Origin of the sequence: Prochlorococcus marinus XMU1402 (assembly GCF_017696205.1) — a bacterium.
Lineage (GTDB): Bacteria > Cyanobacteriota > Cyanobacteriia > PCC-6307 > Cyanobiaceae > Prochlorococcus_A > Prochlorococcus_A marinus_AC.
In genome coordinates this window covers 257,827-277,838 of the sequence record NZ_JAAORD010000002.1, presented here as the reverse complement: position 1 = coordinate 277,838, position 20,012 = coordinate 257,827, and the positions used below count along the sequence as shown (strand labels likewise).

21 protein-coding genes are annotated in these 20,012 nt (G+C 32.3%); 13 read left to right on the top strand and 8 right to left on the bottom strand.

The features are described from left to right. Positions 1–24 precede the first annotated feature (24 nt). Positions 25–324: a ferredoxin gene (locus tag HA141_RS07665; RefSeq protein ID WP_032520210.1), complete on the top strand. Its 300-nt coding sequence runs from the start codon at positions 25–27 to the stop codon at positions 322–324. 78 nt (positions 325–402) lie between these two features. Further along, positions 403–768, top strand: a complete 366-nt coding sequence (locus HA141_RS07660) for a hypothetical protein (RefSeq protein WP_209118507.1) — start codon at positions 403–405, stop codon at positions 766–768. Between the two features lie 13 nt (positions 769–781). Here HA141_RS07660 and HA141_RS07655 read toward each other — a convergent pair whose 3' ends face one another. Beyond that, positions 782–1,342 (bottom strand): pentapeptide repeat-containing protein, encoded by a 561-nt coding sequence (locus HA141_RS07655; protein WP_209119214.1) that lies wholly within the window; start codon positions 1,340–1,342, stop codon positions 782–784. Between the two features lie 74 nt (positions 1,343–1,416). Beyond that, positions 1,417–2,355 (bottom strand): ribonuclease Z, encoded by a 939-nt coding sequence (gene rnz / locus HA141_RS07650; RefSeq protein ID WP_209118505.1) that lies wholly within the window; start codon positions 2,353–2,355, stop codon positions 1,417–1,419. An 89-nt stretch (positions 2,356–2,444) separates the two neighbouring features. Between rnz and HA141_RS07645 the strand changes: the two genes are divergently transcribed. After that, on the top strand, positions 2,445–3,620 hold the full coding sequence (locus HA141_RS07645) for a SpoIID/LytB domain-containing protein (RefSeq protein ID WP_209118503.1): 1,176 nt from the start codon (positions 2,445–2,447) through the stop codon (positions 3,618–3,620). Positions 3,621–3,623: 3 nt separating this feature from the next. On the opposite strand, the gene truB is transcribed toward HA141_RS07645, so the two are convergent. Beyond that, entirely contained in the window at positions 3,624–4,538 is a 915-nt protein-coding gene (truB, locus tag HA141_RS07640; RefSeq protein ID WP_209118501.1) for a tRNA pseudouridine(55) synthase TruB, read from the bottom strand. 155 nt (positions 4,539–4,693) lie between these two features. Between truB and HA141_RS07635 the strand changes: the two genes are divergently transcribed. Next, positions 4,694–5,368, top strand: coding sequence for a class I SAM-dependent methyltransferase (locus HA141_RS07635; protein WP_209118499.1), 675 nt, complete (start codon positions 4,694–4,696; stop codon positions 5,366–5,368). Here the strand turns inward: HA141_RS07635 and rpmA are convergent. Then, positions 5,361–5,621: a 50S ribosomal protein L27 gene (rpmA, locus tag HA141_RS07630; RefSeq protein ID WP_209118497.1), complete on the bottom strand. Its 261-nt coding sequence runs from the start codon at positions 5,619–5,621 to the stop codon at positions 5,361–5,363. The genes HA141_RS07635 and rpmA overlap by 8 nt on opposite strands. Before the next feature lie 9 nt (positions 5,622–5,630). After that, positions 5,631–6,071 (bottom strand): 50S ribosomal protein L21, encoded by a 441-nt coding sequence (gene rplU / locus HA141_RS07625; RefSeq protein WP_209118494.1) that lies wholly within the window; start codon positions 6,069–6,071, stop codon positions 5,631–5,633. 143 nt (positions 6,072–6,214) lie between these two features. Here rplU and kaiB point away from each other — a divergent pair, with 143 nt between their 5' ends. Then, positions 6,215–6,529, top strand: a complete 315-nt coding sequence (gene kaiB / locus HA141_RS07620) for a circadian clock protein KaiB (RefSeq protein ID WP_209118492.1) — start codon at positions 6,215–6,217, stop codon at positions 6,527–6,529. A gap of 75 nt (positions 6,530–6,604) precedes the next feature. Further along, the gene (kaiC, locus tag HA141_RS07615; RefSeq protein WP_209118490.1) at positions 6,605–8,134 is read left to right on the top strand and encodes a circadian clock protein KaiC; all 1,530 of its coding nucleotides are present in this window, start codon (positions 6,605–6,607) and stop codon (positions 8,132–8,134) included. Here the strand turns inward: kaiC and HA141_RS07610 are convergent. Continuing rightward, positions 8,131–10,197, bottom strand: coding sequence for a HAMP domain-containing sensor histidine kinase (locus tag HA141_RS07610; RefSeq protein WP_209119211.1), 2,067 nt, complete (start codon positions 10,195–10,197; stop codon positions 8,131–8,133). The genes kaiC and HA141_RS07610 overlap by 4 nt on opposite strands. Positions 10,198–10,201: 4 nt before the next feature. After that, positions 10,202–11,533 (bottom strand): phosphoribosylamine--glycine ligase, encoded by a 1,332-nt coding sequence (gene purD / locus HA141_RS07605; RefSeq protein WP_209118488.1) that lies wholly within the window; start codon positions 11,531–11,533, stop codon positions 10,202–10,204. 137 nt (positions 11,534–11,670) lie between these two features. Here purD and purC point away from each other — a divergent pair, with 137 nt between their 5' ends. From purC to msrA, 7 genes are read left to right on the top strand one after another with little or no spacing between them, the layout of a single operon-like run. After that, positions 11,671–12,399: a phosphoribosylaminoimidazolesuccinocarboxamide synthase gene (gene purC, locus HA141_RS07600; protein ID WP_209118486.1), complete on the top strand. Its 729-nt coding sequence runs from the start codon at positions 11,671–11,673 to the stop codon at positions 12,397–12,399. Between the two features lie 43 nt (positions 12,400–12,442). Then, positions 12,443–14,569, top strand: a complete 2,127-nt coding sequence (locus HA141_RS07595) for a BamA/TamA family outer membrane protein (protein WP_209118484.1) — start codon at positions 12,443–12,445, stop codon at positions 14,567–14,569. Further along, positions 14,570–15,406 (top strand): UDP-3-O-acyl-N-acetylglucosamine deacetylase, encoded by an 837-nt coding sequence (lpxC, locus tag HA141_RS07590; protein ID WP_209118482.1) that lies wholly within the window; start codon positions 14,570–14,572, stop codon positions 15,404–15,406. A 17-nt stretch (positions 15,407–15,423) separates the two neighbouring features. Next, positions 15,424–15,882: a 3-hydroxyacyl-ACP dehydratase FabZ gene (gene fabZ, locus HA141_RS07585; protein WP_209119209.1), complete on the top strand. Its 459-nt coding sequence runs from the start codon at positions 15,424–15,426 to the stop codon at positions 15,880–15,882. A 4-nt stretch (positions 15,883–15,886) separates the two neighbouring features. Then, positions 15,887–16,729 (top strand): acyl-ACP--UDP-N-acetylglucosamine O-acyltransferase, encoded by an 843-nt coding sequence (gene lpxA / locus HA141_RS07580; RefSeq protein WP_209118480.1) that lies wholly within the window; start codon positions 15,887–15,889, stop codon positions 16,727–16,729. Further along, positions 16,726–17,904, top strand: coding sequence for a lipid-A-disaccharide synthase (lpxB, locus tag HA141_RS07575; RefSeq protein WP_209118478.1), 1,179 nt, complete (start codon positions 16,726–16,728; stop codon positions 17,902–17,904). Before lpxA ends, lpxB begins: the two co-directional genes overlap by 4 nt. A 17-nt stretch (positions 17,905–17,921) precedes the next feature. Further along, a complete protein-coding gene (msrA, locus tag HA141_RS07570; RefSeq protein WP_209118475.1) occupies positions 17,922–18,524 on the top strand; it encodes a peptide-methionine (S)-S-oxide reductase MsrA in 603 nt (200 codons plus the stop codon). Between the two features lie 12 nt (positions 18,525–18,536). Here the strand turns inward: msrA and HA141_RS07565 are convergent, their stop codons facing one another. Beyond that, positions 18,537–20,009, bottom strand: a complete 1,473-nt coding sequence (locus HA141_RS07565; RefSeq protein WP_209118473.1) for a leucyl aminopeptidase — start codon at positions 20,007–20,009, stop codon at positions 18,537–18,539. Between the last annotated feature and the right edge of the window lie 3 nt (positions 20,010–20,012).

The following is a 20,012-nucleotide window of genomic DNA, read 5'->3' as shown; positions in this document are numbered from 1 at the left end:
AATTACCAACAATTTTTTATTTAAATGGCTTCTTACAAAGTAACACTCATCAACGAAGGTGAAGGTCTCAATTCAACTATTGAAGTACCTGACGACCAATACATCCTTGATGCGGCTGAAGAACAAGGTATCGACCTTCCCTATTCCTGCAGAGCTGGAGCATGTTCAACATGTGCTGGAAAAGTTACTTCAGGTAGTGTCGATCAATCAGATCAAAGTTTCTTGGATGATGACCAACTAGAAGCTGGTTTTGTTCTTACATGTGTTGCTTACCCAACATCTGATGTAACAATCACAACTCATGCTGAGGAAGAATTGTACTAATTATAAAAAATTAACTTTTCTTAGTTGATTATTCATAATTTCTTTGCCACCCTCTTATAAGGTGGCTTTTTTTTATAAATGAATAAATTTGAATTTTTCAAGAGTGGTAGTGTTCAATCAAGTTATGGAGGTCAGTACAGTTTTAAGGTAATTGGACCATGTTGCAGACTCTACGATAGAGAAGAGTTACCTTGGCCGTGTTCAAGGCTTGCTTGGAGAAGTAAAGAGCCTAGTTGGAGAAGAATAGGTTCTAGGTTTGTTGCTGATATGGCTTCAAGAAAATGCCCATCTTACTCAGTGCAAATTTTGGAGCCTGGATCAAAACCTGTTGAGACGGTTATAACTCTTTTCCCCAAGAAATTTTCTTCTGATATACAAGAATGGTGGTATAGCAAAAAACCAGGCTCAAAAGAGCCTGGTAATATCTTCCCTTCTTTAAGTTAGTTAGCTTTAAATATTATGCTTTTGGCTTTGGAGGCATGTAACCTTTTAAGCCGGTGCATTCAAGACTATCAATTGTATTAACTCCAGTTTGTGAGTTAGTTCCACTAGCTCTTTCACATAATGATTTTCTCTGAGAAAGATCAAGATTTGCATCAGTAAAGTCCGCTCCATCAATAATTGCACCATCAAAAACACTTTTCATTAGCTCACCATTGGTAAGATTTGCATCTGTAAAATCAGCATTATCAAAGCGTGTTGCATATGCAATGAGGTCTGTCATATTGGCTCCTTTAAAACTAGAGTTTTTTGCAGTTGTTACGCTCATATATGCGCCTTGAAGATTAGCTTCTCCTAAATCTTGATTAGATAAATCATATTTAACATATTCAGTATTATGAAGATCAGCACCGTGAAGATCATCTTTTAGTACGTCAACTGATGAAGGATCACTAGGATAGAGTGCGTTTGCAGAGATTGGATTAATAAGTAAACCAATAATTAATGGAAGAAAAATAAATAGTCTTTTACAAGACTTTTGTAGTGATGAAAAAATAGAAACCATTTCGATCAACATCAATATAGAAAACCTATGACTATTATTCCATGGGTTGGTCATTTGCGACCTTTCTTCTCACGAACTGTTGCAGTTTATTTTATTTCTGCCGTTAGAAAATCTTTTGCAAGCTGAGTATTAGGAAAAACTTTTTGAGCCTCTTTAAGCAAATCGCTTGGCGTAATTGCATTTTTGTTAGTGTATCTTGGACTTAAATGAGTAATAATTAATTTTTTTGTATTAGACAATAGTGCAGTTTTGGCAGCCATGATTGTTGTGGAATGTAATTTTTCGTAGGCCATGCTTTCATCCTCCTCTGAGAAAGTCGATTCATGTACGAGTAAATCGGCATTTTTTGATAGTGAAACAGCTGATTCGCTAAATACTGTATCTGTGCAATAAACAAAACTTTCACCCTCCCTAGGAGGTCCACAGAATTCTTTCCCATCAAATGTCCTACCATCCGCTAATGTGACTTTTTTACCTTTTTGCAGTTCTGAATAAATTGGTCCAGGTGCTATTTTTAGAGACTTTGCTTTTTTGATATCAAATTCACCAGGCTTATCTTTTTCACTAACTCGATAACCATAAGCAGGTATTTTATGTTTAAGGCAAGCGCAATTTACTTTTAATTTGTTGTTTTCAAATAGAATTTTATTTTCTGATGCAAAATCTTCAACTTCCACAAAATCCAATGGAAAAGACAATTTGCAAAAACTACTTTTAAGTGCAGAATTTATAAAACTTCGCAACTGTGAAGGACCGTAAATTTCAATACCTCTACTATTTCCTGATAAACCTAAGGAAGCTAAAAGTCCAGGCAAACCATAAATATGATCTCCATGCATATGTGTAATAAATATTTTCTTTATTTGTGAAGATTTAATATTGCTTTTCATTATTTGATGTTGTGTTCCTTCACCACAATCAAAAAGCCAGACTTCTGATGATTGTGATAATTTAAGTGCCAGAGAAGAAACATTTCTTGTTAAAGATGGGACTCCTGAGCTTGTTCCTAAGAAGGTGATATTCACTTATTTATGATATTTTTATTTTTATATCTGGATTAAATCTAGACTTTTAGTCAAACTTAGGCAAATTAAGCATTTGTTTTTTAAACAAAGTGATACTTAAATTCAAAAATAATTATGGTAAATGTTGCTTGCTTACTATTTTATGTATTTGTGTCTTTCAGAGTGAAAGTGTATTTGCATCTAGAGAGCCAATAATTAGAGTGTTGATATCAAAAAATAACAATTTAAGAATTAGATCAGATAAATCAATCCCTTTAACTATAGAGGGGGGATTTTTTTCAAGTAAAAAAATAAAAGGCTTAACTTTGAAAAATGAGAAAAATAGAAAAATTTTATATTTTGATAAAAATAAAGAAAAAAAATATGACTTAAGAAGTAATCAACAATTTCAAGTTAGATCTTCTGATGGAAGAGGTATATGGGTAGGTCAGAAGAGATTTTCTGGTAAGCTTAATCTCTTTGTACTTGATTCTGAAATATTGGTAGTGAATGTTTTAGGAATAGAAAAATACCTAAGTAGTGTAGTGGGCTCAGAGATGCCAACAAAATGGCCTATTGAAGCATTAAAAGCACAAGCAATTGCCTCAAGAACTTATGCTTTAAAGCAAAAGGGAAATAATTTATTTGATATAGATTCAACCCAGAAAAATCAAGTCTATAATGGTTTGGAATCAAGAACTTATAGAACTACTAGAGCCGTTAAAAGTACAAGATCTTTGGTTTTGACGTATAAAAAAAAATTAATTAATGCTTTGTTTCATAGTAGCTCAGGTGGAATGACAGAAAATAGTCAAGATGTATGGAAGAATAAATATCCATATTTATCAAGTGTGAAAGATTTTGACAAAAATAATCCAAAATTTAAATGGCAAAAAAAATTTTCGAATAATGAATTAATAAATTTATTTCCCAAGATTGGAGGTTTAAAAAATATAGAGATTCTAGATATTACTAGTACTGGGAGGGTAAAAAATGTAAAACTTTTTGGGGCTTATGGATCTGATCAAATGTCTGGGGTAGTTTTAAGGAAAAGATTAGGCCTTAATAGTAATTATGTGAGATTTAAATTTTTTGAAGAAGAATTAAACAATAATTTTCCTATAAAAAAAGGTTTGATAGTTTTTGGACAGGGATCAGGTCATGGAGTAGGAATGAGTCAATGGGGTGCTAAATATCTGGCATCTAGAGGCTATAAAGCTGAAAGAATATTAAAGTATTTTTATAGTGGAGTGCAGATTAAACCTTTTAGAAAAAATTACTTATAGAAGTTATTTAGCATTAAGGACTAATTTTGGATTTATATTAGATTGATCTTTATTTAAGAAGCCAATCCCAAGAAGAGTTTGTTTTTCATCTAATACTTTTATGGGTTTTTTATATTCAAAAGACTTACTTGCTTTGAAGTAATCAATATCAACCTTAATTGGTCTCCCTGTTTGCCAGAAATTAAGTTGTTCTTCATTACTTAAGACAAATGATGTAATGTGATTAAGAGCAGAAATTGTTGGAATAATAAAATTTTTTGAGTTCCCCCCCCCTTTTTCTTTTTCGATATCAGATATTTTTATAGAGTTTTGTTCATCAAAGCCACAAGCCGAAATTCTTTTTAGTTCTAGGAGGCAACCTTCGGAATTAAGAATTTCTCCTAAATCTCTTGCAATTGCTCTTATATAAGTACCAGCTGAACATTTGATTTTTATTTCTATGATTCCGTTTATTTGGTCCCAGTTTAATAAAGTAAGTTCGTCTATTTTTACTTCTTTTGGTGCTAATTCAAATAATTCATTCCTGAAAGATTTTTTATAAGCTCTCTCACCATTGACGTGCACACTAGATACTTTCGGCGGAATTTGTTTAATAATTCCTCTAAATCTATTTAAGTATTGATCTAATTTTTCACCACTGATTTTAGGCCAACTTGTTTGATTAATTATTTTTCCGTGAATATCATCAGTGTTAGTTCTTATCCCTAGTTTGATTTGTCCTATGTAAGTTTTACCCTGTGGAAGATATTGAATAAATCTTGTTGCGCTGCCTATAGCGATTGGTAATGTTCCTATAACTTCTGGGTCAAGAGTTCCTGTGTGCCCGACCTTTTTTATATTTAGCAATTTCCTTATTTGCTTAACACAATCATGAGAGGTGCATCCTTTATCTTTATTAATTACTAAGAATCCATCCATCTTTAGTTTTCATTTTTAATATTAAGAATACTTTGAGAAAGATTTATGACCATCCTATGATTTTGGTATTGAAAATTTAGAGTAAGAAATTGAAAAACGATAATTTTATTTTAAAAGAGTTTTTAGACAATGCTTTTAATTTGAAATCACACTTAATGGAATACTTATCAATTAGAGAATGTGATTTGGATGGATTCCTTGCAAATGCAAAGATGAATTTGGCAAATTCACATCCTGGGGATGCTTTGAATGATGTTTCAGATTTTTATACTGAGATTGTAGGAGATAGGCATGTAGCTGATTTAGCTGCTTGGCATATTACAAGTAAGGACTACATTGCTGATACTTTAAAACTTCAGCAGAGATTTTCTAGAGATTTAGTTTTGGATTTTGGAGGAGGTATTGGTACGCACGCCTTAGCTAACGCTATGTCTTCAAAAGTTGAGCATGTTTTTTTTGTAGACATTAATCAAACAAATAGAAATTTTGTTGAATATAGGGCTAAGAAATTAGGAGTCGAAAAAAAACTTACTTTTTGTAGGACAATTCAAGATACACAAATATTGAAATTTGATACTATAGTTTGTCTTGATGTTTTGGAACATCTTGCAGATCCATCTTCTCAAATTAATAATTTCGGTGAGATTATGGATAGTAGTTCTATTGCTCTGTTCAATTGGTATTTCTATAAGGGAGATAAAAATGAATATCCCTTTCATATCGACGATAGTCAAATTGTTGAGAAGTTTTTTGAGACTCTTCAATCAAATTTTTTAGAAGTATTTCATCCTATTCTTATAACTACAAGAGCTTATAAGAAAATTAGATAACTATATTAACTCGTTTTCTATTTCTTAAATTTCTTTTAATGCTTTCGAAACTTACGGTTCCTTCTTTTAGCGCAAAAAGCGTGTCATCTTTGCCTTTGCCAACATTGATTCCTGGTAAAAATGATGTACCCCTTTGGCGAATTAAAATTGATCCAGCAGATACTTTCTCACCACCATAAGCTTTCACACCAAGTCTTTTGGAATTTGAATCACGACCGTTTCTTGTAGAACCTGTCCCTTTTTTATGTGCCATTAGAAATGTTTAATTTGTGGATTTTTCGGATTTTGGTTTAGTTTCCTTTTTAACAGTTTCTTTTTTTGAAGAAGACTTAGGAGCGCTTTTACCTATTGAAATAGATTTTACCATAACTCTTGTAAGTTCTTGTCTATGTCCCATTTTTCTTCTTGTCTTTTTTTTCGGACGCATCTTATATACAAGAATTTTCTTTGCTCTTTTATGTGAAACTACTTCAAGTTCAATTTTTGCATCTTTTATGTAAGGTTTACCGATAGTAATCGAGTTTTCATCCTTAAAAAGTAAAACTTTTTCTAGTGTTATCTTTTCTTTTTCTTTTGCATTTAACCTGTCTATGTCATAATATCTGTCAACTTCGAACCAAAATTGTTGACCTGAGGTCTCGGCTATTGCGTACAATTCATTATTTTTAGGAGAATTGTTTGAAGAGTTTTTAGAGTTTGTCATATTTTAAAGACGCTGTTAGGCTCAAATTTATGATTTGATTAAGCCAAACGAGCAATCGTAATAATTTGTTTATTTTCTTATTTTGTAGTGTAATAAGTCAAGGGTTATATTAAATTTTTCACATCGACTTTAAGAAAATAACAATGGCAGTAAGAAAAACATATATTTTAAAACTCTATGTTGCTGGGAATACTCCTAATTCAATGAGGGCTTTAAATACTTTAAAAGAAATTTTAGAAAATGAATTTAAGGGAGTGTATGCCTTGAAGGTAATTGATGTACTTAAGCAACCACAACTTGCAGAGGAAGATAAAATTTTGGCTACCCCAACTTTAGCTAAAATTTTACCTCCACCAGTTAGAAGAATAATTGGAGATCTTTCTGATAGAGAAAAAGTTTTAATAGGTTTAGATCTACTTTTTGATGAATTAACAGAAACTGAATATAGTAGTGATTAATAATATATAGAAAACTTGTAAAATAAAGATAAATTTAATGTTTATTTTTTATTTAAGTTTCTTTAGCAAACAACTATGAAAGATAAGAAATTTGGCAAAGCAAATAAAATGCAAGTTCAAAAATTACCTACTGGCATAGAAGGCTTTGATGATGTTTGTAGAGGCGGTTTGCCTGTATCTCGAAGTACACTTGTTAGTGGTACATCTGGAACTGGTAAAACTGTTTTTTCGCTACAATATTTACACCATGGAATTTGCAATTTTGATGAAGCTGGGATCTTCGTTACATTTGAAGAGTCACCATTAGACATAATAAGAAACGCTGCTAGTTTTGGTTGGGATTTACAAGAATTAATTGATCAAAATAAGTTATTTATACTAGATGCCTCACCAGATCCTGACGGTCAAGATGTCGCGGGCAACTTTGATTTGTCTGGTCTTATTGAAAGAATTAGTTATGCGATAAGAAAATATAAAGCTAAGAGAGTTGCCATAGATTCAATAACCGCTGTTTTTCAGCAATATGATGCTCTTTATGTTGTTAGAAGAGAAATATTTAGACTAATAGCAAGATTAAAAGAAATAGGAGTTACTACAGTCATGACTACAGAAAGGGTTGATGATTACGGACCTATTGCAAGATATGGAGTGGAAGAATTTGTTTCTGATAATGTTGTCTTATTAAGAAATGTTTTAGAGTCTGAGAAAAGAAGAAGAACTTTAGAAGTTTTGAAGTTAAGAGGTACTGTACATATGAAAGGGGAGTACCCATTCACTATGGGAAATGATGGTATAAGTGTATTTGCCCTAGGGGCAATGAGACTTACTCAAAGATCTTCAAATATTAGGATTAGTTCTGGAGTTAAAGATCTTGATGATATGTGTGGAGGAGGGTATTTTCAAGATTCTATTATCCTAGCCACAGGAGCTACTGGTACAGGTAAGACAATGCTTGTGTCTAAATTTGTGGAAGATGCTTATAACAACAATGAACGAGCAATACTTTTCGCATATGAAGAATCTAGGGCTCAATTGCTCAGGAATGCCACTAGTTGGGGAATAGACTTTGAAAAAATGGAAAGTGATGGGTTACTGAAAATTATTTGTGCATATCCTGAATCAACTGGTTTGGAAGATCATTTGCAAATAATAAAAACGCAAATTAATCAATTTAAACCTAAGAGAATGGCGATAGATTCTCTCTCGGCACTAGCCAGAGGTGTAAGTTTGAATGCATTTAGACAATTTGTGATTGCAGTTACTGGTTATACAAAACAAGAAGAGATAGCAGGCTTTTTTACAAATACTGCAGAAGAATTTATGGGAAGTCACTCTATTACTGATTCTCATATCTCAACAATTACGGATACAATTTTATTGCTCCAATATGTTGAAATAAAAGGAGAGATGGCTAGAGCCTTAAATGTCTTTAAAATGCGAGGATCATGGCATGATAAACGAATAAGAGAATTTATTATTACTAATAAAGGCCCTGAAATAAAAGATTCTTTTTCTAACTTTGAACAGATTTTTAGTGGAGCCCCACACAGAGTTGTTCCTGATCAAAATGTTCAAAATATTTTTAAAGGGTTAGATAATAATTAGATTATTTCGTTAATTTCGGAGCTTGAAAAAGTATCTGTGTTATTAATTGTTTGAGTCAGTAATTCATCTTTGTCAGATTGTGCTAAGGCTAAATCAAACCAAAACGTTGTTCCAACTCCTAATTCACTAGCCATACGAATTTCTCCACCATGTTTTTCAATTATTCCTCGCACTATAGATAAACCTAAACCAGTTCCTTGTTCAGTATGAACGGCATTCTCCACCCTATAAAAACGGTCGAATATCTTTTCTTGATCTGCTTGAGATATTCCTGAACCTGTATCAGCAATCTCAATTCTTACTTTTGGTAATGGGGAAACCAACTCACACTGGGGCGCGTCATTGTCTCTGTTACTCGGAGGTAAGGCTGGACAGGAATCTGGCCATGTATAAGCTCTTATCATTAAATTGCTGTTTTTTGGACTGAATTTCAATCCATTCCCCAGCAAATTATCAAAAACTTGCAAAAGTAAATCAAAATTTCCAAGAATTGAAGGTATAGTCTCTTCTATATCATGTGCCAATGAAACATTTTTTTCTGTAGCATTTAGTCTATAGTTCCTGAGAGTCTGTTCAATTGCTGGTTTTATATCCATTTCCTCTAGTTGAATTATTTTTCCCGACTCCAATCTTGATAGATCTAACACATCATTAACTAATCTTGTCAGCCTATCAGTTTCTGAATTTGCTATGCCGAGGAATTCGAGTTGTTCTTCGTTAGACAGCTGATCTTTTAAATCATGTAAGGTTTCTACGTAACTTTTAATGTTGAAAAGTGGAGTTCTTAGTTCATGCGAAACGTTACTAATAAATCTATTTTGTGCAGCATTTAGTTCTACTTCTCTTGTTAGATCTTGAATCGTGACGGCAATACCTTTTAATTCAACTTTGTTTGTGTCTAAGACCGATTGTAATACGATTCTTAAAGTTCTAGGAGGTTCTCCTAAGCTAAACCTTAAATCATCTTTTTCTTTTTCTCTGTTAAGAATAGATTCTATATTGGTATGTAAGTCATTAGACAAAATTTCGGGAATTTCGTTTAAAAAATATTTTCCTTCTAGAAATCTTCCTTCCCATCGAAATAATCTTTTTGCTGTTGGATTAGTAAGCACAATCTTGCCCTGAGAATCTAATAATATTGCACCATCAGCCATAGTAGCTATAAGTGATTGTTGCTTTATTTGAGCAGCTTTAAGTTCTTCAATGTTGGCTTCGTCATAATTTTCTAACTGAGTGGCCATTCGGTTAAATCCATTTAAAAGTTCTCCAAGATCTCCTGTCATGGGTAAAGAAATTCTGGATTTAAAGTTTCCTTTTGAAATTTCTCTAACACCTCTTACTAATTCTCTTACTGGTCTTGTAATCGTAAGTGCATTAAATACAGCTCCTAGTATTACTAGAACCCAAATCGAAATAAAAACTGCAATCGTAACTTCTCTAGTTAATGCCGCGCTGGCTAGGGCTTTTTTATTAGGTGTAACACCTAAAGCTAAAGTTCCAATATATTTCCCTTTCCACAGCATTGGTACGAATACATCTGTTACTTGGCCTTGAGGTGTTACATGCTGCCTGACTAATGGGAATTGAGGCCTTTTCTTCAATTCTGATGGTAATTTTAATCTTCTAGTGAGCTGATACTGACTATCTGAATTTGTAGGGGTGGCACTAATTGGTATCCCAAGTTGAACTATATCTTCAGCATCAGTAAAAAAAATATAACGTAAATTTCTACTAGATCTCCAAAACTTTTCAGCTACATTTGAAATTTCTTTTTTTTGATTATTAGCAACTAATTCTGTGACGTTCCCCGATAGCAGTAATCCAAGATCTCGGGCATATCTAGTGTCGTTCATCCCTGCATCTCTTTGAATACTATTAAGTGCAAAAAACGTGATTCCTGTCATTAGGAGACTTACAACAAGAGTTGCTATAGCTAATAACTTTGTTCTTAGACTAAATCCGCTCCACCAAGCGAGAAGTCTATTAATCCAATAATTATTATTAATATCTTCATTATCGATAACGGAATATTTTTTACTTTCTTGATTATTGGTATCTACCATAAGCTTAATTTTTCTTTGAAAAGTTTTCCCTAACTTGATAACCAATATCATTTCTGAAGTAAATGCCATCAAAATTAATCTCTTTTAAATTTTTATAGGCTTTTTCAAATGCAATATCGAAATCTTTATCTTGACAGACGATACTTAAAACTCTTCCCCCATCAGTTATTAGTTCACCATTTTTACTTAGAGATGTACCGGAGTCGAAAATTTGACAATCATTTGAGTCAATCTTCCCTATCTTTATTGGGAAGCCAGTTTTATAATCGTAAGGGTAACCTTTTGATGAAGCTATTACACAACCACTAACCTTATCCAAAGTATCAATTTTTTCATCGCCAGTTAAATTTCCCATTGAACATTTTTCTAAAAGGAATACAAAATTTTGATCCATTAAAGGCATTATTGTTTGGCATTCTGGATCTCCAAACCTGCAATTATATTCTATAACTTTGGGCCCAGATTGTGTGATCATTAATCCAAAATAAATTACGCCTCTGTAGTCAATATTTTTTTTATTAAGTTCGACTATAGTCGGTTCAACTATTTCTTTGATTATTCTGTCAAGGTAATCCTCTGTTAAAAGTGGAGTAGGAGAATAAGCTCCCATCCCTCCTGTATTAGGACCTTTATCATTCTCATTGAGACGTTTGTGATCTTGAGCAGTTGGGAGTAATATGTATCTCTCTCCATCACATAAAGCAAAAACTGAAACTTCTGGACCCTCAATTTTTTCTTCCAGTACTACTATATCCCCGGATTTGCCAAACTTACCATTGAAAATTGATTCTGCTGCTCTATAACATTCATCTTTTGAATCAGGAATAAAAACACCTTTACCTGAAGCTAGACCATCCGCTTTTACTACAAGTGGAATCAATGATGAATAGATAATTTTTTTTGCCTCTGCTAATGAATTTACTTTCCAAAAGTTTGCAGTTGGAATATTTGCGTCTTTCATAAATTCTTTTGCCCAAGATTTGCTGTATTCCAATTTTGCTCCATCTTTACCAGGGCCAAACACTTTAAAGTCTTTTTTTCGAAGAAAATCGGCTAAACCATTTGCTAAAGGTATTTCTGGACCTATTACAATTAGATCTATTTCTAAAAAATTAAGCTTTTCCACTAATTCGTTTTTATTCTCTATATCAATTTTTATTCTTTTACATTTATTTATTCTTTCTGAACCAGCATTGCCAGGGATTAAATAAACTTGTCTGACTAATTCATTTTTTTGAATTGCCCAAGCTAAAGAATTTTCTCTTCCACCATTTCCAATTATTAAAATATTTTCTAATCTATGTAAATTCTTAGAACTTGTTGAATTAATACTCATGAAATTTGTTTTTCTTGAAGTTTATGAGGTTTCGATGAATAATTAGTTAAAATGACATAAACTATTTTGAAAAGTTGATCACTAATAATATGTTAAATAAAAAAAATACTTTTAAACATAAAATGAGGGTTTAATTAATGAATAATAAATACGAGTTGATTTATGAAGGTAAAGCAAAAAAAGTTTTTTCTCATGAAGATTCAGATAAAGTCATAATTGAATTTAAAGACGATGCTACAGCTTTTAATGCATTGAAAAAAGCAAAGTTTGAAGGGAAGGGAAAACTTAATTGCTTAATAAGTGCAAGAATTTTTGAAATACTTATAAGTAATAATATCCCAACTCATTTCATTGAACTGAAAAATGAAAATATAATGATTGCGAAAAAAATAAAAGTAATTCCTTTAGAAATTGTTTTAAGAAATACAGCTTATGGTTCATTGTGTAAACAAACGACTATTAAACCTGGCACTATTTTGGCAAAACCATTAATTGATATCTATCTTAAGAATGATGAACTGAATGATCCTATTCTTACAAAAGAAAGAATTGAATTAATGAATATAATAAGTTCTAAAGATTTGGATTTAATAATTGATTTAACCCTAAAAATTAATATAATCCTAAAAAGTTTTTTTAAAAATATTCAGCTCCAACTTGTAGATTTCAAATTGGAGTTTGGCTATGATTTTAAAAATAAAATTCTTCTTGGGGACGAGATAAGTCCCGATAATTGCAGATTATGGGATCTTAATCAGAAAAATGATACAATAGTAAGTCTAGATAAAGACAGATTTAGGAATGATTTAGGTGGTTTAATTGAAGCTTATAGTGAAATTAACCGAAGAATAAATGAATTCATTTAACTAAATTCAATGAATATTTTTATTCACCATAATTAAGAAAACTATGCAGAAACATTTTTTAAAATTAAGTAAGGTTTTTTCAAATATCACTTGTTACCCCTTGATTTTTCTATCAAACAATTCAGAATTAGCTGCTAAATATTTGCCAAATGACTTTGAGCAAGGAGTTAAAAATCTAGAAATTAATAAAAATGTTTTAATTCAAGAATTTGATATGAAACGAGATACAAATTTCTTAATAGCAGAAAATCAAAACAATATTAATAAAGAAAGTGCTCTTATTTCAGAAATAATTATTCAAGGTTGGGAAAATCATCCTGAGGGCAGAAAACTTGAACTAGCTGCATATGATTCTATGAATATAAAGCCTGGTAGTATTGTTGATAATCAAATTTTAAATCGAGACCTGAATGCAATTTATGCTAGTGGTTGGTTTTCAGGAGTGAAAATAAATTCACAAGATGGACCATTGGGGGTGAGGCTAATCGTAAATGTAGTACCTAATCCAATTTTGAAAAAAGTTGAACTTCAACCAAAAAACTCACTAATCTCTAATGAATATGTAGATGATATTTTTAAAAATTTTTATGGCACAACTCTTAACCTCAATGAATTACAAAATAAAATAGAAATTATAAAAAAGCGTTATGAAAGTCAAGGTTATTCTTTAGCTAGAATTAAAGGCCCAGATAGAATATCTGATGACGGAATAGTAACCTTAAATGTTTCTGAAGGAATCATATCTGATGTACAGTTTAGATTCTTGGGATCTGACGGTGAATCTATTATCGATGGAAAACCTAGAAAAGGAAAAACAAAAGACTGGGTAATAGAAAGAGAGTTGAAAACACAACCTGGCACTATATTTAATAGAAAAATTTTACAAGCAGATATCAATAGACTATATTCCACATCATTATTTGATGATGTAAAAGTATCTCTTGGTCCAGATAGCTTAAATCCTGACCAAGTCATAATTTATTTAGATTTGAGCGAGCAAAGAACAGGATCATTAACAGGTGGACTTGGGTATAGTAATGCTTCAGGTATTTTCGCTTCAATTGGTTTGCAGGAAACAAATACATTAGGAAGAGCTTGGTCTACAAAAATCAATCTAAATTTTGGGGAATATTCAACAACCTATAACTTTTCTTTATTTGATCCATGGATCAAAGGAGATAAACATAAAACTTCTTTCAGAACAAATTTCTTTCTAAGTAGAGATTATCCTCAAGAATTTAAAAGCGAAAATAATGGACGCATATATGCTGTAGATAATACAAATACCTCAACAGCTGATTCTTTTTCGTCAATAGTTCTAGAAAAATCCGGTGGTGGATTTTCCTTCTCAAGGCCTCTTAATGGTGGGGATCCATTTAAAGTTGCTAAATGGAGAGTTCTTACAGGGATGAATTTTAAGAAAGTAAAGTTGATTGATGGTGATGGGAACAAAAAACCATATGGTGATGTGACTCCAACTACAGGAAATATAAGTGATATCATCTGTATTGGTTTTACTCCAAATGATGGTACATGCCCTAATGAAAATATATTGGTAAGTGTTATTGCAAGTACATCTAGAAATAATTTGAATAATTCTTTGAACCCAACTTCAGGAAATAAATTAACCTTTGGAACTGAACAGTTTGTTTCAATGGGTCCCAAATCACCAACTTTTAATAGAATGAAAGCCTCATATTCATATTTTATACCAACAAGATTTATAAATTTAACCAAAGAATGTAAGTCTAGTAATGCAAGCAGTGAAGATTGTCCTCAAGCTATTGGTTTTCAACTTAAAGCTGGAACTATTATTGGGGAATTGCCTCCCTATGAAGCATTTTGTATGGGAGGGACATCTTCAGTGAGAGGTTGGGGATCTTGTGACTTGGCGGTAAGTAAAAGTTTTGTTGAGGGCACAGTAGAGTACAGATTCCCTATTTGGAGAATGCTAACTGGAGCTCTATTTGCAGATGCAGGAAGTGATTTAGGTTCACAAAAGGATGTTCCTGGAAAACCTGGTAAATTATTACAGAAATCTGGTACAGGTTATTCGTTTGGAGGTTCAATTGGAGTGAAAACGCCAATTGGCCCATTAAGATTAGATGTTGCTAGTAAGGATCTAAGTGGAGATTGGAGATATACACTTGGAGTTGGATGGAAGTTTTAAGTGTTTTCTTGGCCTTCTAGTTATGATCATTGTTATACCTTAGCTGGTGTTATTTCCAGAGAAGGTATAGGTCTCCATAGTGGTGAAACAACAAGAGTAACGATTTCTTCTTATGAAAAAGAAGGATATTTTATTTCCTTTAGGGATAAACCCAACGAGATTTTTAAGCTTACTCAAGATTTAATAGGAAGTACGATGCTTTGTACGGCTGTTAAAATAGGGGGAAGAAATTTATATACTATTGAACATTTATTATCTTCAATGGCTGGGTGTGGGTTAAGTTATATACATATTGAGGTTGATGGGAAAGAGATCCCGCTTTTAGATGGATCGGCAATTCAGTGGGTTAGAGATTTTGAAGAAGTAGGGATAAAAAAGGCACCCAAGCCAGATAATTTTTTTCGAGAGATTAATAAATCAATAATTCTAAATAAAGAAAGTTCGGTTATAGCTGCAATTCCCTCCCAAAGACTTACGATTATATCAACTATAAGTTTTCCCTATAAAGCAATTGGAAATCAAACTTTTGTGATTGATTTAAATCCAAAAAGTTTTGTTGAAATGATTGCTCCAGCAAGAACATTTGGTTTTAAGGACCAATTTCAAGAGTTAAGTGAACTTGGATTAATTAAGGGAGGAAGTTTGGAAAATGCCCTTGTGTGTGACGGAGATGGATGGGTTAATCCACCATTAAGATTTGATAATGAACCAATAAGACATAAAATTTTGGACCTAATTGGGGACTTGGCTTTGGTAGGGTTACCTAAGGCTCAAATTTTAGTTTATAGAGGATCACATTCTTTAAATGCTTTATTGGCCTCATCGCTTAAAAATTAATTTTATCTTTAATGATTTTGGAAAAGAAATTATCTATTGAAAATAATCAACTCTCCTCGGAGAAAATACTAGGTTTATTACCTCATAGATATCCTTTTGCTCTTGTGGATAAAGTCATAGAGCATATTCCCGGTGAGCGAGCTGTCGCTGTAAAAAATGTAACTATTAATGAGCCTCAATTTCAAGGACATTTTCCTGAAAGGCCCTTAATGCCTGGAGTTCTTATTGTTGAATCAATGGCTCAAGTTGGGGGAATAATAGTGACTCAAATGCCTGATCTTCCTAAAGGACTTTTCGTCTTCGCTGGAATCAATAACGTTAAATTTAGAAAACCTGTTGTACCTGGCGATCAATTGATAATTTCTTGTGAGTTATTAAGTATTAAAAGACAAAGATTTGGCAAGGTTAAAGGTGAGGCACACGTTGATGGGAAGTTAGTTTGTGCTGGAGAATTGATGTTCTCATTAGTTGATTAGTGATATGGAGAATAAAAATACTGAATTAAAGGCAAGCATTAGTGGTGTAAAAGTGCACCCAAACGCTTTTGTTGATCCAAGTGCCGAACTGGATGATGGTGTCATTATTTCTCAAGGAGCAATTATCGGCCCTAATGTGACTATCGGGAAAGGAACAGAAATAGGACCAAATGCTGTTATTTCTGGAAGAACTCAAATTGGTATTAACAATAAAGTTTTCCCAAATGTTTTTATAGGTCTGGATCCCCAAGATCTAAAATATAAAGGTGCATCTACTGAAGTAATTATTGGAGATAATAATACTTTTAGAGAATGCGTAACTATTAATAAGGCAACTTATGAAGGAGAAAAAACTATTATTGGGAATAATAATTTGTTGATGGCTTATAGCCATATAGGTCATAATTGTGAACTTGCTGATGGGATAGTTTTATCAAATAGTGTTCAAGTTGCAGGACATGTAAAGATAGAAGATAAAGCTATTATTGGTGGCTGTTTAGGTATTCATCAATTCGTACATATTGGTTACTTAGCAATGATTGGAGGAATGACTAGAGTTGATAGAGATGTACCTCCTTTTTGTTTGGCCGAGGGACATCCTGGAAGATTGAGAGGTTTAAATAGGATTGGGATCAAAAGGAGTGGTTTAATGGAAAATAAAGATTTTGATTTAAAATTACTACAAAGTACTTGGAATCTTCTCTTTAAATCTGATGATGCGATTTCAAATTCATTAGAAAAATTACTTAAAGGAGAATTAGATCTTTCATCTTCAAAATTATGTAATTTTTTAAAGGAATCAATATCTAAAGAAAGACGAGGACCAATGCCTGTAGTGAATTTATGAATAAAAAGATATTTATAAGTACTGGAGAAGTCTCTGGAGATTTGCATGGGAGTTTGTTATCAAAAGCATTATTAGACGAAGCGAAAAAAAAATCTATAGATTTAGAAATTTGTGGATTAGGTGGTGAAAGAATGAAAAAAGAAGGTGTAAAAATCCTCCAAGATACTACATCAATAAGTGCAATTGGAATTTGGGAGGCTTTACCTCTTATTATTCCAACAATAAAAATCCAAAAAAGATTTTATAAATTACTAAAAAAATATCCCCCTGATTGTTTAATTTTAATTGACTATATGGGTCCCAATATAAATATTGGAACTAAATTAAAAAGATCGAAGACTAAAATTCCAATTTTCTACTATATCGCTCCTCAAGAGTGGGCTTGGAGGGTAGGAAATAACACTTCGACTAATTTAATAAATTTTTCAGATAAAATTTTTGCGATCTTCAAGAAAGAAGCCGCTTTTTATAAAAAGAAGGGTGGAAATGTTTTGTGGGTTGGACATCCAATGATTGATTTGACAAAAAAACTTCCTCTAAAGAAAGATGCCAGGAATATTCTGAAACTTAATCCAAATCAAAATATCCTGCTTTTAATGCCAGCTTCAAGACCTCAAGAATTAAAATATATATTACCTACTTTTATGAAGGCGGCTAGAAAATTACAACAAAAATATCCAAATTTGGTTGTTTATATTCTCTCCTGTAGAGGGGTTTTTGATGAAAGATTTAAAAAGGCCTTTAGAAAATATCAAGTTGTAGGACATGTGATTTCTCAAAAAGATAATGCAAGATTAAAGCCTTATATTTATTCGCTCACAAAAATTGCTTTTTGCAAATCTGGGACAGTTAATATGGAACTATCATTGTATGGAATTCCGCAAATTGTTGGTTACAGAGTAAGTAAAATAACAGCTTTTATTGCAAAATATATTCTTAATTTCAAACTCAGATTTATTTCCCCTGTAAATTTATTAGTAAATAAATTAATAATACCTGAATTTGTACAAGAAGATTTTGACTACAAGAAAATTTTCTATAAATCCTGTAAGATTCTTGAACGGAAGTCAGAAAAAATAAAAATTAAAAAAGGATATGATTTTTTAAAAAAAGAATTAGGAGAAGAGGGTGTAGTCGAAAGAGCTGCTAAAGAGGTTATTAATTCTATTATTTGAACTTTATAATAAAAAAAATGAAATATTTCCTGCCTCTAATAATTGCTTTTTCTATTTTAGCAAACCCTATAAACACTCTTGCAGAGGAATTGATTCTTGCAGGAGGTTGTTTTTGGTGTTTAGAACATGACTTACAGTCCTTAAAAGGTGTGAATTCTGTAGACAGTGGATATTCAGGTGGAGATTTACAAAATCCAAACTACGAAAATCATGAAGGACATCAGGAAGTGGTCTTGGTTGACTATGATTCCCATCTGGTAACTTTACCGGAGATACTTAGGCTCTATTTCAGAAATATTGATCCTTTGGACGGCAAGGGTCAATTTTGTGATCGTGGAGATTCTTATAGGCCAGTGATCTATTTGAAAAATGAAGTTGAGGAAAGTGACGCAAAAAATGCAATTGTTTCGGCCTCTAATGAATTGCAAGTTCCATTAGAAAAAATATCTGTAGAACTAAAATTAAAAGGTCAATTTTGGTTAGCTGAAGAATATCATCAGGATTTTGCTGAGAAAAATGAATTGAAATATAAATTCTATAGATTCTCATGTGGGAGAGATCAGAGGTTGGATAAATTATGGGGGGATAACGCTAGATCAATGAATACTTGGACTAAATGATTTTAAATGTATTTATTTATTTTTAATCCATTGAACAAGAGTTTTAACTCCAAAACCGGTTGCACCTGATGGATTAATCCCCTTGTTCTTATCAGTCCAACAAGTCCCGGCAATATCAATATGAGCCCATTTAATCTCTGCATCAAAGAATTCCTCTAAAAACAGTGCAGCAGTTATTGAACCACCCGGTCTAGGACCTGTATTTTTCATATCAGCTATATGAGACTTTAACCCTTCTTTATAAGATTTTTGTAAAGGCATTTGCCATAATTCTTCTCCAGCTTGGGCTGATGCAGCTTTTAGATCATTTGCTAGCTCATCATTATTGCTCCAGAATCCAGCTACATCATTTCCTAATGCAACAACAATAGCTCCTGTTAAAGTGGCGAGATCTACTATTGAATCAGGTTTTAAATTGGATGCGTAAGTTAAAGCATCAGCTAATGTGAGTCTACCCTCTGCATCAGTATTATTTATTTCAATTGTCTTACCATTAGATGCTTTAACTACATCTCCAGGATGTACTGCAGATCCATTTATCATGTTTTCGCAAGCGGCCACAATAAAATGTATTTCTAGTCCCTTTGGTTTTATTGCTCCAAGTGCTTTTGCTGCGCCTAAAACTGCAGCGCTTCCTCCCATATCATATTTCATCATTTCAATTTGAGAGGCTCCTACTTTCAAATTGTATCCCCCAGAATCAAAGGTCAAACCCTTTCCAACAAGCGCAATCTTTTCTTTTATAGGCCCCTCTGACTTTAGAGTAAGGTGTATAAATTTAGGATCTAGATCAGAACCTTTTGCTACAGCTAAATATGCACCCATACCTAAATTTTCACATTCTTTTGCCTCTAAAATTTTTACTTCCAAACCATGATCTTTAGCTATTTGAGAAGCTTGAATGGACATTTCCTTAGGCGTAAGACTATTTGGAGGGGCGGCTACAAGTCTTCTGGCAAGTTCAACACCTTCACATATTTTTTCTGTCTCATCAAAGCTAACTTTCTCAAATTTTTTTAAATTCAAAAACTCAATTTCTTTAAGAACATTCTTTTCATCTTTTTTCTTATTGAATCTATTGTCTTTATAAGCAGATAATCTGGCTGACTCTGCTAAATGATTTATTTCTAATTGTGAATTGATTAATTCCCAAGGAAGCAAGATGCTAATTTTTTCATTTTTATCAACAGTTTTTCTAATTAGATTTCCTATGGAGTTTCTTATATCACTTTTATTTAGCTCTTTTGATTTGCCAAGACCAAGTATGATTAAATTTTCTAATTTTTGATCCAGGAATTCAAAGCTTAAAGTTTTTCCTTTTTCACCTTTGAAATTTTTTTGAGTAACTTTTTTTAGTAATAATTTTGGATCAACAACAAATTTTATGTGTTCAAGTTGGCTTGCAATTTTTTCCTCTAAAACTCCAAAAATTAATGTAGCACCTTGCCAGTTTTCTAGATTTTTTTGGAATGTGGAAAATTGCATTTT